Raw genomic sequence first — 14,340 nt, 5'->3', positions numbered from 1 at the left:
TGAGCGCCTTCTCAACCCCTCACGAATGAGTTTGGCCTCAAAAATGGAAGGTTTTTCGCGTCACCCGCCTCCACCCCGTTTGAACCAGCCCATTCTCTGGATTCACTAGAATGAATTAAATTTTTCAGAAACAAAGTTAGCGTGCCCAGCCAATTCGGCTTTTGCGATGCTTAATATCTCGTTTATTTTAACAAAATACCTCCGCTTATTAATAAGCGGGCGTGATATTTTAAAATTCTCCCGAGATGCCTCCGCCTTACTCGATCCTCACCGATGAATCGCCAGTTTTGAATCGGCGGGAGTCTCACCTGCTTCGCTCCTTTGATGAGCTGCTGCATGATTTTATCATTCGGGGAGGGCCGCAGCCTCCGGAATACAGTGTGCTCAATCGAGCAATCCGTCATCTGGGAGATTCGGTCCGCGGGGGCAGTTTGTCTCAGGAGGAAGTCTCACTCTACATTCAGGAGGTAACGGAGAAGCATCTGCAAGGCACCATGCAGGCGGAGGCACTCGCGCAGAAGTATGGCTACAGCGGTGACTTTGAGATCATCGACCACATCTACACCCGCAAGACCCATTCCGATCCCAGCCTGCGCCTCTGGGATCTCTACTTTCATAGCCAAGCCGCGCCGGTGGCCGTCAGAAATCGCAAGGGTTATTTCCAGGACCTGCTTCAGAAACATCTGGAGCAACACAGCGGTCCAGAACCTCTGCAGGTGCTCAACGTAGCCAGCGGCCCGAGCCGGGATGTGCATGAGTTTTACCTCAACCATCCGCAGGCAAACCTGCAAATGGACTGTGTGGACATGGATGCCCATGCCATTGCCTACGCCCAACGTCTCTGCGCCCCCTGGACGGAACGCCTGCGTTTTCACCACCGCAATGTCCTGCGTTTCGTGCCGACCCGGGGTTATCACCTGACCTGGTCCGCCGGTCTCTTTGACTACTTGAGCGATCGGCTTTTCATTCATGTGCTGAAAGCCATGATGAGCGTGACCCAACCTGGCGGCGAAGTCGTGGTGGGAAATTTCTCCGACTTCAATCCCAGCCGGGATTACATGGAGCTTCTTGGGCGCTGGCAACTCGTTCATCGTAGCCAGGAAACTCTGCTCGCTCTAGCGGAACGTGCAGGCGCAGCCCCGGATCAAACCGAAGTGCAGTGGGAAGCGGAAGGGGTAAACTATTTCTTACACATCCGCTGCTAAAGACGCTGCAGGGGGGCTAGGCTTTTTAAAGGCAGCGGCTTGGAGGCCTTTTTCATGCAAAATGCCCGTTCTTATCAAGTTTGAAAACGAATTGAGCCTCCTTAAAAGAAAGGGTTGCCACATTTTCTCGACTCAGTATAATTTACATAAATTATACAATCGTGATCGCCCTGGCCAGTAACCCCCCGAACACGGCTCCGCTGCACTTCCCGCCAGCGAGCCGTCACGTGGTGGTGGCCCCGCAGGCAGCACCGCAGGTGGATCCGAAAATCCTCGTTGCCGCTGAAAAGTCCGCCCGATTTGAAGGTGAAATTCAAGAGCACAATCTCCGAAATGCCAAGCTCGGCGCTTGGTTCGTGATGGTTCTCGTGCCTTTCTGCGCGATCTTGGATTGGCTGGCTTATCCCAGTCAGTTTTGGGATTTCCTCCTCCTCCGGGTGTTCTGCTCCGCGTTGTGTATTCCCCTACTTTTAGCGCTGGATCGGCCCTGGGCGGCCCGTTTTCATCGGGTGTATCCAGTGATTCTGCCCTTGCTGCCAGCTCTGGCCATCTGCCTGATGATCTACTTCAGTGGCGATGGGGCCTCCAGCTACTATGCCGGGCTGATGCTGTGCTTGATCGGCACGTCCTTCGTCTTCCATTGGACCTTCCGCGAGATCGGATTCACCGTCGCCTTGGTGCTGGCCTTTTATCTCGCCGCCACAGTGCCTAACTTGAAGTTTGACGGCGACCTCCGATCCATCGGTCTGTTCATCAACAACACCCTCTTCATCCTGCTGACCTGCGTCATCCTCTACTGCGGCAGCCGCCAGCATCATGCGATCCGTCTGCGTGAGTTTGTCAACCGATGCAAGGTAGAAGCTCAGCGCGAGGAACTGACCCGGCGTAACGAAGAACTCTCCAGCACCCTGCAACGCCTGCGTGAAACCGAGGCGCAGCTCAATCAAAGTGAAAAGCTGGCCTCCATCGGCCGCCTGAGCGCAGGCATCGTTCACGAGATCAACAATCCGCTGAACTTCGTCAAATCCGCCCTCTACGTCTTAAAGAAGAAAACTCGGGGGCTTCCCGATGAGACGGTCGATTCCATGACCGAAATTCTCCATGACATCAGCGAGGGTGTGGATCGGGTGGCTTCCATCGTGGCGGATCTGCGCACCTTTGCCCATCCTGAGAATAAGGGGGCCTGCCCGGTGAGTCTGAACCTCGCCCAGGCCAAGGCCTCCCGTCTGATGGCCAAACAAGTGGGCGATGCAGGGGCGATTTTACAGGCCGACATTCCCGATGATTTTGTGGCGCTGGGAGATGAAAATCACATCATCCAGATCCTCTTGAATCTGCTGCAAAACAGCCTGGATGCCATGGAAGGCCAGGAGTCTCCGGAGATCACGCTGCGGGCGACACGGGATGGGGATGACCTCCTGCTCAGCATCCGCGACAATGGCTCGGGCATCCCGGAAGACCATCTCCAACGTATCTTTGACCCATTCTTCACCACCAAGGAAGTCGGCCAGGGCATGGGCCTCGGCTTAAGCCTCTGCTACCGCATGATGCAGGGGATGGGTGGGACGATCACCGCCGCCAGCCGCGCTGGCATGTTCACTGAGTTTACCCTTCGCTTCAAACCCGCTGCCGCCCCTGCTGCCGTATGAATGCGCCCCCCACGTCACCCCCTAAATACCACGTGCTCTACGTGGACGATGAGGAGAAAGCCCTCCACTACTTCCGTCAGATGTTCGAGGATGAATTCATCATCCACACGGCCACCAATGCGGCGGAAGGCTATCGCATTCTGGAAGCGTATGGCCATCAAATCGGCATCTTACTCACGGATCAGCGCATGCCGGGGGAAAGCGGTGTGGAATTGATGGACCGTGCACGCCGTCTGCATCCCAATCTGGTGCGCATCTTAGTCACGGCCTTCACAGACTATCAGACCGCAGTGAAAGCCGTGAATGAAGGCCGCGCCTATCGCTATCTTCATAAGCCGCTGGATCCTGAGCAACTGGCATCAGTCCTCCGACAGGGCATGGAATACTACGCCACGCTGATGGAGCGTGAAACCCTGCTCACGGAGAATGCCGAAAACATCCGCAGCACCCTCATGGCCGACCGCGTGGCAGGCATGGGGATCATGGCGGAAGGGCTGAATCATCACCTGCGTAACGCTCTCACCGTGGTGCGTGCCTTCATCGACCTCGCGCCCATGAAACTCATGGAGGAGATCGAAGGACGACCGCCTCGGGATGCCAACTTTTGGGTCGAAACGCAACATCAGGCCCAAGCCCAGATCGAGCGCATTCAGACCCTGTTGAATCATTTGGCCCACGCTTCGCATTCCCGGAAGCTGGAACGGAAAGATAGCATCCATCTGGGCACTTTACTGGAGGAGAGCATCAGCGCCTATCTCGCCCACTTCCAGGAGAGAAACATTCGCGTGGAATACAATGTCTCGCCGACCCTGCCAGCGTTGCTGGTGCATGGTGATCGCTTCCGCCAACTCTGGCGCCTGCTTTTGATCGAGGAGATCACCCATCTGCACCCGGGCGATTATGTGCGTATCCGGGCCACCATGCAGAGAGATGCGACCGGACAAGAACAGGCCGTGATGGTCCTCACCGACAATGGGGCCTGGGGCGCTCAGGATCGAGCTGCCAATCTCTTCGATCCGTTTTTCACCCGCAGCCGCAAGCCCGATGACTTCGGCGTCAATATGATGGCCTGCTACGTCACGCTGCATCTCCACGGCGGCAGCATCGAAGCCAAGCGCTTGGAACCTCAAGGGCTGGAGCTAACGATGCGGCTCCCGCTCGACCCAAACCAAAACACTCAGGAGGCCGACGATTTTTTTCAACGCGCCACCCAACATGAAGAGCGGTGGCGGCAACGGGAAGAACTCGCCGCTTGATCAACCCCGCGAGTAACGAGGGCAGAGACACTGAAGCCATGCGGCCCTAACGCTTGGCCTCAGCCAGTTTGTCAGTTGAGCAGGTCTCGCAACTGACGGGCCACGGCGTCCCACTCGGCATCCGGCATCGCAGGCACTGCCTTTTCCAGCAGGCTCAGCCCCTGCTCCGGCAGATTCACCCAGGAGCGGCAGCCTCCGTAACTCTTCGAGTAAGGAAAGCTCCAGCGCTCAGGCAGCTTATAAGCACGCACCAGCGCCACATGCAGACAGCTTTCTTCGTCATACACAAAGCGCTCTTTGACGATCTCTTCCTTCCAAACATGCAGCGGGGCGATCTCTTCCATCTGGCTCCAGTCCGTCACCTTCCACACCTGCTCCAGGGTCGCAAAGCCATCGATCTCCACACTCGTGCGCTCGTCTTCGGGGGGAAAGCTCTCGGCATTCTCAGGCACCCAGGTGAGGCGCTCTCCCTGAGTATGAAACCAAGTGGGAAACAGAAAGAACTGGCGGTGTTTCCACTCAAAGCCCCCCCGCCCTTCATGAATGCCGCCTTTGCGGAGAATCAAACTCTGCACTCCCTGCACGAGGGATTCACAGACGTAGGCCCATTCTTTGAAGCCAACTGCGGTGGAAGGAAGATCGTGTTTCAAAATGTCAGTCTTGAGGGGTTCGTGACCACCTCAATAACGCGGCATTTCCGGTTCGACAAGTTCCGCCCATGCATCGATCCCACCTCGCATCGACTGCACCTGCGTGAATCCACGCTGACGCAGCCACTCCGCCGCCCGCAGGCTGCGCATGCCATGATGGCAGTAAATGATGACGTGCTCAGCCGGCTGACTGAAACGCTGAGGGGCCAATTCACCAAATTGCGACAGCGGCACCAACTGCGCACCGCTCAGATGGCAGATCTGCCATTCATCCAGCTCCCGACAATCCACAAGGCGAGGCTTCGGTGCACCGGGCCTGTCCAGCAGATAACTGACCTCATCCACACTGACTTCCAAAGGCAGATCTGATGGAGCAGACGGCATACGGGAGAGAGTCGAAAGGATCAGAGGATCAGGCTCAAGGGCGGACAGTCACCGGGGTCCCCTTCTCCACATTATTGTAGAAAATGGCCGCCATGTGCCCTGGCATACGCACACAACCGTGTGAAGCAGGATACCCGGGCAGGAACCCTTCATGCATCCCGATACCGCCCACGAAACGCATGAAGTGATGCATTTTAGACCCCTCAAAACGAGTTCCCGGAGGTGCCTTGTCTTTGGTCACATCAATATTCGCCACCACCACATTGCCAGCGCCGTCCACGAAGTCCCCATAGAGGTTCGATTTATGCCACTGATCCTTTTCGGTGATTTTAAACCGCCCCTGAGTGGTGGGATGCTTTTCGTCCCCGGTCGAAAGGGCGGACACCCCTGCCAAGGAGTTGCCTTTGTAGAAATAAGCCTTCTGATCACTGATATCGATGACGATGCTCGGAGCGCCGACCATGCCATCACCATCCCAATAGGAATCCATGTCCTGATTGTAGAGAGCTGAGTGAGGGACGCTGTTCGGATCAAACGCCTCCAGATACTGGGTCTGTCCGCCGCGGGGCCCAGTGGTGGAAACGCAGGAAGCCAAGGCAAGGGCCACGAAACAAAAACTGAGCGCGCGAAGGGGGATGGGGGGCATCAGAAAAAACAGCGTGAAAGAGAAGAATCAACATGCTGCACGAGAGCGTCTGTGTCCAATGCTTCCTCACGGGGCAGCCGCCCGAAAGACATCTTCTTAGCCTACGTTTTTTTCTCCTCCATGGACTCAATGAATCGCCGACGCGCCCTCAAGACCCTTTTCTGCTCCAGCGCAGCCTTGTCGCTCAATCTCCAGTCCGAGGCCGAGGCCAAGGTCGCCAGTAAGGCCATTCACCTGCTCGCCATCGGCGACTTCGGCACGGGAGGCTCGGATCAAAAAGCCGTGGCGAAAGCCATGCGGGAGTTTGTCGTGAGCAAAAAGATCCAACCCGCCGGTCTCTGGATGCTGGGCGACAACATCTACGGCTCCACCATCGAGCGCGCCGCCAAGGACCGTGCGGAAAAAGCGTGGAAGGAGGCTAAAGAATTGGAGAAGCAAAAGGACGGCCCCAAAGCCAAGCCGAAAGACAGCTACTACAAGGAAAGCTCCAAAGATGCCTTCAGCGTCAAATCCAAGCGCTGGCAGACCGACATCGAAGAGATGTATCCCCGCAGCATCTTCCCCGGTCCCCAATGGGCCGTGCTGGGCAATCACGACTACCACGACAACATCGGCGGGGAGAAGGTGCAGCTCGCCTATGCCAAGAAAGAAGGCGTGCGCTGGCACATGCCGGAGAAATGGTATCGCGTCGATCTCGGCAGCCCGGAACCCCTCGTCACCTTCCTCGCCGTGGATACCAACTTCCCCGTCATCAGCGGCACCAAGCATAAGAAAACGGGCAAGATCCAAAGCCACATGAGCGAGAAGGAGCACGCCAAGCAAAACGAGTGGCTTAAAGCGGAATTGGCCAAACCTCGCGCCCCCTTCACCGTCGTCGTCGGCCACCATCCGCTGTATTCCAACGGCATCCACCGCGACACCAAGCCCCTGATTGAAGAATGGGGAAAACTCTTCCAGGAGCACAAAGTCCACGCCTACCTCTGCGGCCATGACCACGACATGCAGCACCTGGAGTTGGAAGGCCTCTTCACCTCCTTCATCCTCTCCGGTGGCGGCGGTGCCCGCGTGCGTGAACTGACCAATAAAGAGCGCAAGATGCCTTATGGCGATCACCTCAATGGCTTCACCCACATTCAGATCGAGCCCCATTCCCTGACGATTTCCCATCACGCCCTCAACGGCGGCGTGCTGCATCGTCTGGTCAAAAAACAGGACGGTAAGGTGATCGTCTGACCGCTTTCATCTTCGCCCTGTGGTTAGAGTGTATTGAATCGTCATATCGCCACTCCGCCGCTGGGCGGACCTGGCGCGAGAGGAGCGCGGACACTTTGTCCGCCGTCTTCCCCTGGTGGCGAAGCAAATACCCGGGCCGATGAGCGGCCCAACTGCCTCCTTTTGATCAACAGCCTCACACATGGTTAGGCGTCATCCTGCGGTCCACTCAGTTTGTGCTGCCGAAACAACTGTCTCCAAATCTCTCGTGCCTCCTCGATGGTCTCCCCCTTCCAACACTCGGCAAGTCCTGTCGGAATGACTCGGCGGCAAGCGGAGCAAACGGTGCGAGAAAACGCGCTCCTCCAGGGCGTCGTGTCTGACGATGCTGGCGAGACTGACAGCCGCTCACCTGCAACTGTGCTGCCGCACTCGGGACAAACAAACTGTCGTTCTTGTGTGTTGGTGCTCACGGAATGTTCGTTGCTGCCTATCTTTTTGGCTCAGGCGAGAGCAAGACTCCGCTCATGCGACCAACTGCTACCAGCCGTTGCTCCCTGGTTTTGTTCGCCCTAATACTGCCACATAGTTTACCAGTCTGCTCAAGAGATAAAATCCCCGCAAGCAAAGCAATCAACACGAGAACGGCACCAATGGCCAGATACCAAACAGGGAAGAACCAGCCAGAACGGAAGACCGCAGTCTGCTCCTTCTCAGTAACGAGCAAATAAAACGCGTGCTCCTGCGGCTTCTCAAATTCCAGCTCGCTCAGTATCTTGGCACAGGCTGTTTGAAGTGCTGTCATGGGACTCGTTTGTTCACCTAACGTCTAAGCTGCAACGACGGCGAACGCAAGACTCTGCTGACACGACAGACGGCCGTTGCCACCAGCGCTTTGTTCGGCTCAATGGTCGATGGTCTGGATCATTCTGGAATTGTGGCTAGCATAGAAGCTTTGTGGGAGACGATAAAGCACTTCCCGCATACCACTAATCCAGCTCCGACAAATGCCAGTATCGCTCGAGCTATTCCAAATGAGTGCTCCTGCCGACTTTTTAGAGCGTTCCTCTTCTCACGCTCATGAATGGTATCCTCAACGCCTTTAGAGACGATACTTTTAATGTCGTCCCGCCACTTAGCACGTTGTTCCTGTGAATCGATCACCAGTGCCTCTCCGAGATTTCCGATGGCTGCCAACGATGAGATGTTAACGCTCTCCTGCGTATATGCTATCCACTCTTGATTATTTCGCGCAAACCAGTCTGTAAAAAAGCACTGCCAAATCGCAGCAACGAGAACGAGAATGAGTCCGAACGCCTCTAAACGTAGTCCGGTGATTTCCCCGTTAGGGAATAACTTCGAATTCGACATGGCAAAGGGATTGGTTCTAGAGCGAACAGTGTCATGAGTGTGCTGAAATATCGATATCCGAGCGATAGACAGCGGTTATTTCTGGGTTATGAATGAGCTGCGAAGCCCGTCCAAATTCCGAGCAAAATATCGATCCCTCAAGTTTTACCAAGCCTTTTGTGAAGGCCTGACTAAAAAGAGGACGCAAGTAAATTTCAGGATCAGGGATTAAGGCGGTGGTGGCTTCGCTCCGAGGTGTTCAAGGTAGTTATTCGACACCTCCACCTGTGAAAGTCTTCAAGCGACTTGTTCAGACCAGTTCGCAGGCGGGGGAACATCCCTTGCAAGTGCCTGAGGCGACGACATCTCACCCCATGGCTTGGTTAGGCTCCGTTTAGATTCCTGATTTCGGTGTAGATTCGAATTCCCCACATGGCACCTAGGCCCAATTGAGCTAAACTTAGAGGGAAGCAAATAAAAGCTCCGTTCATACAGCTGTGCGGCATCAGCATCGTCCAAAATGCCGCAACTATCACCCCGAGAATAGCTGCTGCGAGAGGCGAAAAACAGAACAGCAAAAATGGAGCCAGAGCAGCGATGCCCCAGAGCGTGATGTAAACCCGGAGGGAAATGGTTCGAGTTGTTTTCATTTCTAGTCCGCCTAACAGAGCAACCCATGTGCTGCCCTATCCGTTTGCGGTTATGGATGAGCTAGAAGGCTCGTCCAATCAAGGGGGTGAGAATACGGTAGCACCTTGTTTGCTTTATCGTGTTGCTAGTCTTCGTCTTCCACGCAGATCATCCCGATATTGTTGGCATCATAAATCGCAACAGCCATCTCAAAGGTCGAATCTGTAATTGGTGTCCAACCCATGCCGTCCGCGTTAATGTATCCGTTGGACACGCAGGTGATGGAGAACCGATCAAACAGCTCTCGAAAAGCCTCGGCACAATGCGCCGCAGTCTTCTCGCTCATCATTTCCACGCGGTAGGCCAGACTGCGGTGGAGCATCTCAGAAATCATCGCGATTGCGGTTGCCTCATCAATTAGATTCCAGCGATTATGCAGGGGCCTAAAGCCATGCGCTGAGACGAACGAATCGACGACATCCCAAGTCTTCCCGTCGCAAGCACGCGGCTCGAAAACCATGGTGACGATTCCATCGAACTTATCTTCGAGAAGCGCCTCAAGCTCGGGGAACGGCTTCATTTCTTCAGCGAATGTCGAAATCCTCTCCCCCTTTTCCTTGGGCGAGGCTTCGACTGTGGGTTGAGGTTGTAGCGGTCATGACGGCTGAAACTGGAGGCGGGTCAGGCGTTAGGAGAGACGGCTTGTTCTGCCTTGGCGGTTTACGAGAATTTGACAGCTAGCTGCGGGAACATCTCGGTCAAATCATCTTCATCCCACTCGGAACCCTGCGGCTCAAGTGGCCCTGAATACGTGCGCGGTGGCAATGGATCTCCAATCAGATCCTCATACGCTCGATCAGCGACATACAAAAGATCCTCGCACTCCACATCATCCTCATCACCCGACAGCAGATTTGCCAAGGAATCGGGATTCTTCAGGACATTCTCGAAAACATCGCGCCCCTGCCCGATGAGCCAACAGCGGAAATACTCGAAGCCGTCGTCGGAGCACCCGCCGTTGATTAGATAGGCCGCACCCCACAGATCCCAGCGGTAGGCCTCCGCACGTTTTGCAGCGAAAATGTCATCGAACGATTGAATCTCCTGTGCTGATTGAGCCGACAGCAACCAAGCCAGTGCTGCCGCCTGCGCCTCACACTCGCCCGACTCTTTGCGGCTGTTTTCAATGAGCTTCCAGAATTCATCTTCGGTCATAGGCAGGGGTATTTTCGCCGCTAACAGTATCAAAATAGCGATCCTTGAAAGTTCACTCAACCTTTTGTGAAGGTGAGCCCAGAAAGAGGATGGAGGGAACCCTCAGGCTCAGGGATTAAGTCGGTGGAGGCATGACTCTGTCGAGCGATGACGCATACCGAGGGACCGGAGCGCGAGTATGGCGGAGCCTACTCGCCTCACTTTCCTAGGATGGGGAAGACCGAGAAAGGCGGGGTGTTCGTGAATATCGCTGGGGCCTAGGCCGTGCGACGTTGTAGGCAACAAGGGGTGAGTAGCCTCGCTTCGCTCAGCCTACACGCGCTCCGGTCGGGCGACTGCGCGAGTCGAGACAAGAAGCGAGTCGCACTCGCTAGCAACGACGTGGGTAGGCACGAGCTGCGTCTCGTCCGACGCTTGGGGGGCGAAGGATGCGTTAAACCTCGCTCAGCTATGCTCGTTGGCTCCACTGCCTTGTTAGGCATTACTTTTTTGGCTGGCATCCATTTGGCGAGAGTGCTTGATCCCCAAAGTGGATGCTTGATGCGTCTCGGCGGAATACGTCTCAAAGGCAAATGTAATAGTATCCCCTGCGTTTAACACAGTCTGGTCAATTCCGGTCTGAGAGGTCACTCCGTTCAGGTAAAATGCCCAGTAAAAAAACGGTGCGGCAGAGGAAATGAAAGAATCATATGTTTCATTTATCATCATGACTAAGTAGCCAAATTGTGCGCCATAATATTGAAGAGAAAACGTAAATTGGCTTGTGTTGTTGATTTGATTGTATGCTCCTTCCAGTGCTTGCTGCGCATTCATGTTTTGGATCCAAGGAACGGCAATGCTTGGTCCACCGATGATTGTAACTGTAACAGTGTTCATTTTATTTTGATCTATTTGGGTTTGGCTCCGGACAAAATTTATCTGGCACTAGACACTGGCTTAAATTTCCTAAAACGTTATTCTTATTCCTCCATATAATTTTGAATGGATATGAATCAGTTCGTTTCCCGGTCATCAATGAGCCGGAAGACGATTCATACGGCGTGCAAAATACCCATATTGGAGCATTCACCAAACCTTTTTGAAGGCAAGACTAAAAAAAGGATGGAGGGAAGTATAAATATTTGAAATTAAGTCCCTAATACATGACCCTCTCGAGCGATGACGCATACCGAGGGACCGGAGCGCGAGTAGGGTGGAGCCTACTGACCTGACTTTCCTAGGATGAGGAAGACTGAGAAAGGCGGGGGGCGTGAACATCGCTGGGGCCTTGGCCGTGCGACCTTGTAGGCAACTAGTGGCGAGTAGCCTCGCTTCGCTCAGCCTACACGCGCCCCGGTCGGGCGACTGCGCGCGTCGAGACAAGAGGCGAGTCACACTCGCTAGCTACGACGTGGGTAGGGACGAGCTGCGTCTCGTCCGAAGCTTGGAGGGCGAAGGAGGGGCGGAGCCAAAGCGGTGTCGAAAGGCCAATCGATGTCCATCGTCTTCCCACCCCCTTCGCCCACCGACAAAGAGGAGGCGGCGCAGCGTGTCCTCTCATTCCTTTTCGGGGCAGTCGATGGTCCCAACCACTTGGGAACTGCTCACTTCGATAAAATCGACTCTCCCATCAAGATGATCGAGGCGAATTTCTGAGTCCGGGCTCAACGTCTCTAATCTTTCGACAAGCGCACAGACCTGGCGAAAAACTTGCGGCGCAGGATGCGTCAAACCACGCTCAGCCATGCTCCTTCTGCGTCGATAGATATGAAGATAGTGACTTACTGTCAGACGACTCATTTCAGTTGAACGTTCAAAATGTGAGCAACCCCACGAGCGGGAGCCAGCGTCGGACGCGAGGTTGAGGTTGTAGCGGTCATGGCGGCTGAAACTGGAGGCGGGTCAGGCGTTAGGAGGGACGCTTGTTCTGCCTTGGCGGATTTCTATCTCGCGCTGGATCAGCGATAAGACCTCGGCATCCATGACCTCATAGGTGTCATCTCCCGATGTCTTGTGCTCAAAGACCACCCGCTTCCCCGCCCGCCGATTCTTGAACGAGAAGAATCGAACCACCACTTTCGGCGCTCTTCTGGATCTGTATTCACCCAGGAAGGCAGACTGAGAGATCCCCTCGTTGATCGCCAGGACGATCCGTGGAAAGATGGGAAGTCGTCTTGGAGTTCCGGCACCGCGCGCTTCGCTGCTAATCGCTACCCCCAAAGAGTCTGCAAAATGCTGGAATGAATCGACCTCGATCCCGATCCCCGACGATGCGTTCGTCATGAATGACTTGTGGATAAACTTAAGCCAGAGAATCTCTTCCTCGTGCTTTCGGAACAGTCCGAGATGAATCCTAAACTTGCCATCAGAGGTCCGATAAATCTCTTCCGTCTCAGCGACTGGCTCCCCGAGGAAGATTCCTGGAATCGTTTGGGTCATCTTGGAAAGCATTTTCTGACCTAACGTCAAAGGACACAGGACCCCTAACCGAGGGCGCGCTCTGACTTCTGGGTTAAAGGTGAAAGGGTCATGACGGATTGAACTCGGAGCGGGGCGGGTGTTGATAGCAGGCCTTGTGAGCCATCTTAATGATAACGGTTGCAAGCACGAGGAAAAGCCAAATCCCCGCCCAGACCAAGACTGGGAACTGAACAGAGACTCCCTGTGCGAAGTGCTGCAGTCTTCCTCGTGTTGGAGGCTCCTCAAAGGAGTATGTGTGATGTTGTGGACGGGGCATGGTGCCCGACGCAGCAGCCTCAAGCTTCGCCTGAAGGTCATTGAGGAACAGATCACTCGGCTCTGACTTCGCTTTCAACCCGAAGAGCGAGCGAAGGGTGCTCTGCTCAAGGGGAAGGCGCTCGTCCCCATGAACGATCTGCTTGTTGCTCAGATCTAGCCAGCACGCTCCTTCGGTCTCACCTCCGCTGGCACCGGAGAACATCATCCACTTCATGCTCACCTCCTGATATTGAGGTGCTTTCCAGCCGTCCACCGTGAAGCGGCCCGGTGCCTTCCCTTCAATCGTCACAACGTCAATCATCTCATCATCCAGAGCTTCATGGAAATACGACTCAAGGGTGTAGCGAAACGAATATGAGAAACGACCGACTGCCTCCGGTCCCGGCAGGCTGATCCGGCAGGTCACGGCAGAGACGATCCACGCGCCACCTAGAAAGAGAAAGATCCAAAAGAAGGTCTGGCGTGCGATATTCATGTCTTGGGACGTCTGAGATCCGGCGACCGCAAGAGCAAGACGTTGCTGACACGACCGACGGCTACGAGCCGTTACCACCAGCGTTTTGTTCGGCCTTAAAGTATTGGCCAATGAGCAAAGGATCAATCTTCTGAAAGTCCTTCCCGAAATAGTCTCTCGCACCAGCAATGTAATTCTCCGCACTTGTGGGAAGAAAAGTAAGAAGCCACTCAGACCCATCATTTTCCCCTTCGGGAAAGTCCACGGGCCCTCTGGACCATTTGCGTTCGGAAGACGGAAGCCAAAAGAGAAACGTAATGTCATCCTTTCGAATGGCGGGATCGTCGAGAAGGTGAAGGAGTTCCGGAGGGACCCCATCAAAAATGCCGGGCCACGGCGAATGATCATCTCTGCAATAGGGGCTGACACTGGATTCGTGATCAAAGCCTTTGATAAGCACACCACTTTGAGAGAACACAATGTGCATATCATCCCCGCCGCCATTGCTGAATGTCGCAAGATCAATACCTGGCTGGAAATCTTGAACGTAGTGATACCTCCTTAGCCAATCCTCTTTGGCCAATAAAGCGTCAACTACCGCTGCTGCCTTGAGGCCTTTCATGAGTTGGTCTCGGTTACATTGAAGTGTCATCGTAGCGTCTAGTTAGGCGAAGGATTGAGTGTGAGCAACCCCACGACCGGGAGCCAGCGTCGGACGCGGGGTTGCGGTGGTCGTGGCGTGGAAACATCGGGAACAGAAGGGCCCGTGGGAAGTGCCCAGCCACGGCTTGTTAGGCCTGGGCATAGCTGACGCGCCCCTCGGGAGCCATGGAGAAAAACGTCTGCTTCTGGAGCGTGGCGATGATCTTCTCCACCTCGGCGGACTCGATGCCGCCACTGAACTGAAACATCGCCTCGATGGACCGAACGACTCCCTCCCTCTTCTTCGGGCTGAGTTTCTTCAATCGCTC

At 54.9% G+C, this 14,340-nt stretch carries 16 protein-coding genes; 4 read left to right on the top strand and 12 right to left on the bottom strand.

Going from position 1 to position 14,340, the window contains the following annotated elements:
• The first annotated feature begins 245 nt into the window (after nt 1-245).
• The 3 genes from B5D61_RS17605 (at nt 246) to B5D61_RS17595 (ending at nt 4,110) form a co-directional block, all read left to right on the top strand.
• The gene (locus B5D61_RS17605) at nt 246-1,205 is read left to right on the top strand and encodes a class I SAM-dependent methyltransferase (protein WP_078814745.1); all 960 of its coding nucleotides are present in this window, start codon (nt 246-248) and stop codon (nt 1,203-1,205) included.
• Nucleotides 1,206-1,366: 161 nt separating this feature from the next.
• Nucleotides 1,367-2,854 carry a sensor histidine kinase gene (locus tag B5D61_RS17600; protein ID WP_078814744.1) on the top strand — a complete coding sequence of 496 codons (1,488 nt, stop codon included), beginning with the start codon at nt 1,367-1,369 and terminating at the stop codon, nt 2,852-2,854.
• A complete protein-coding gene (locus B5D61_RS17595; RefSeq protein ID WP_078814743.1) occupies nt 2,851-4,110 on the top strand; it encodes a hybrid sensor histidine kinase/response regulator in 1,260 nt (419 codons plus the stop codon). The genes B5D61_RS17600 and B5D61_RS17595 overlap by 4 nt, the downstream gene beginning before the upstream one ends.
• Before the next feature lie 71 nt (nt 4,111-4,181).
• On the opposite strand, the gene B5D61_RS17590 is transcribed toward B5D61_RS17595, so the two are convergent.
• From B5D61_RS17590 to B5D61_RS17580, 3 genes are read right to left on the bottom strand one after another with little or no spacing between them, the layout of a single operon-like run.
• Nucleotides 4,182-4,760, bottom strand: coding sequence for a DUF1802 family protein (locus B5D61_RS17590; protein WP_176159501.1), 579 nt, complete (start codon nt 4,758-4,760; stop codon nt 4,182-4,184).
• Nucleotides 4,761-4,790: 30 nt separating this feature from the next.
• Nucleotides 4,791-5,144 (bottom strand): rhodanese-like domain-containing protein, encoded by a 354-nt coding sequence (locus tag B5D61_RS17585; protein ID WP_078814741.1) that lies wholly within the window; start codon nt 5,142-5,144, stop codon nt 4,791-4,793.
• 34 nt (nt 5,145-5,178) lie between these two features.
• Nucleotides 5,179-5,790, bottom strand: a complete 612-nt coding sequence (locus tag B5D61_RS17580; RefSeq protein WP_078814740.1) for a L,D-transpeptidase family protein — start codon at nt 5,788-5,790, stop codon at nt 5,179-5,181.
• A gap of 129 nt (nt 5,791-5,919) precedes the next feature.
• Here B5D61_RS17580 and B5D61_RS17575 point away from each other — a divergent pair, with 129 nt between their 5' ends.
• On the top strand, nt 5,920-7,023 hold the full coding sequence (locus B5D61_RS17575) for a metallophosphoesterase (protein WP_176159500.1): 1,104 nt from the start codon (nt 5,920-5,922) through the stop codon (nt 7,021-7,023).
• A 469-nt stretch (nt 7,024-7,492) separates the two neighbouring features.
• Here B5D61_RS17575 and B5D61_RS17570 read toward each other — a convergent pair whose 3' ends face one another.
• The 9 genes from B5D61_RS17570 to B5D61_RS26410 form a co-directional block, all read right to left on the bottom strand.
• On the bottom strand, nt 7,493-7,807 hold the full coding sequence (locus tag B5D61_RS17570) for a hypothetical protein (RefSeq protein WP_078814738.1): 315 nt from the start codon (nt 7,805-7,807) through the stop codon (nt 7,493-7,495).
• 119 nt (nt 7,808-7,926) lie between these two features.
• Nucleotides 7,927-8,373: a hypothetical protein gene (locus B5D61_RS17565; RefSeq protein WP_078814737.1), complete on the bottom strand. Its 447-nt coding sequence runs from the start codon at nt 8,371-8,373 to the stop codon at nt 7,927-7,929.
• 754 nt (nt 8,374-9,127) lie between these two features.
• Nucleotides 9,128-9,562, bottom strand: a complete 435-nt coding sequence (locus B5D61_RS17560; protein WP_078814736.1) for a hypothetical protein — start codon at nt 9,560-9,562, stop codon at nt 9,128-9,130.
• A 140-nt stretch (nt 9,563-9,702) separates the two neighbouring features.
• Nucleotides 9,703-10,197 carry a DUF4240 domain-containing protein gene (locus B5D61_RS17555; RefSeq protein WP_078814735.1) on the bottom strand — a complete coding sequence of 165 codons (495 nt, stop codon included), beginning with the start codon at nt 10,195-10,197 and terminating at the stop codon, nt 9,703-9,705.
• A gap of 474 nt (nt 10,198-10,671) precedes the next feature.
• Entirely contained in the window at nt 10,672-11,073 is a 402-nt protein-coding gene (locus B5D61_RS17550) for a DUF4430 domain-containing protein (RefSeq protein ID WP_078814734.1), read from the bottom strand.
• Between the two features lie 1,005 nt (nt 11,074-12,078).
• On the bottom strand, nt 12,079-12,615 hold the full coding sequence (locus B5D61_RS17545) for a hypothetical protein (protein ID WP_217699009.1): 537 nt from the start codon (nt 12,613-12,615) through the stop codon (nt 12,079-12,081).
• Between the two features lie 88 nt (nt 12,616-12,703).
• Nucleotides 12,704-13,390, bottom strand: coding sequence for a hypothetical protein (locus tag B5D61_RS17540; protein ID WP_078814732.1), 687 nt, complete (start codon nt 13,388-13,390; stop codon nt 12,704-12,706).
• Between the two features lie 61 nt (nt 13,391-13,451).
• Nucleotides 13,452-13,991, bottom strand: a complete 540-nt coding sequence (locus B5D61_RS17535) for a hypothetical protein (RefSeq protein WP_139373335.1) — start codon at nt 13,989-13,991, stop codon at nt 13,452-13,454.
• A gap of 169 nt (nt 13,992-14,160) precedes the next feature.
• Nucleotides 14,161-14,334 carry a hypothetical protein gene (locus tag B5D61_RS26410; protein ID WP_176159499.1) on the bottom strand — a complete coding sequence of 58 codons (174 nt, stop codon included), beginning with the start codon at nt 14,332-14,334 and terminating at the stop codon, nt 14,161-14,163.
• Nucleotides 14,335-14,340 lie beyond the last annotated feature (6 nt).

Origin of the sequence: Prosthecobacter debontii (assembly GCF_900167535.1) — a bacterium.
GTDB classification, from domain to species: Bacteria; Verrucomicrobiota; Verrucomicrobiia; order Verrucomicrobiales; family Verrucomicrobiaceae; genus Prosthecobacter; species Prosthecobacter debontii.
Note: the sequence above shows the minus strand (reverse complement) of the source record. Positions and strands in the feature narration are given on the sequence as shown.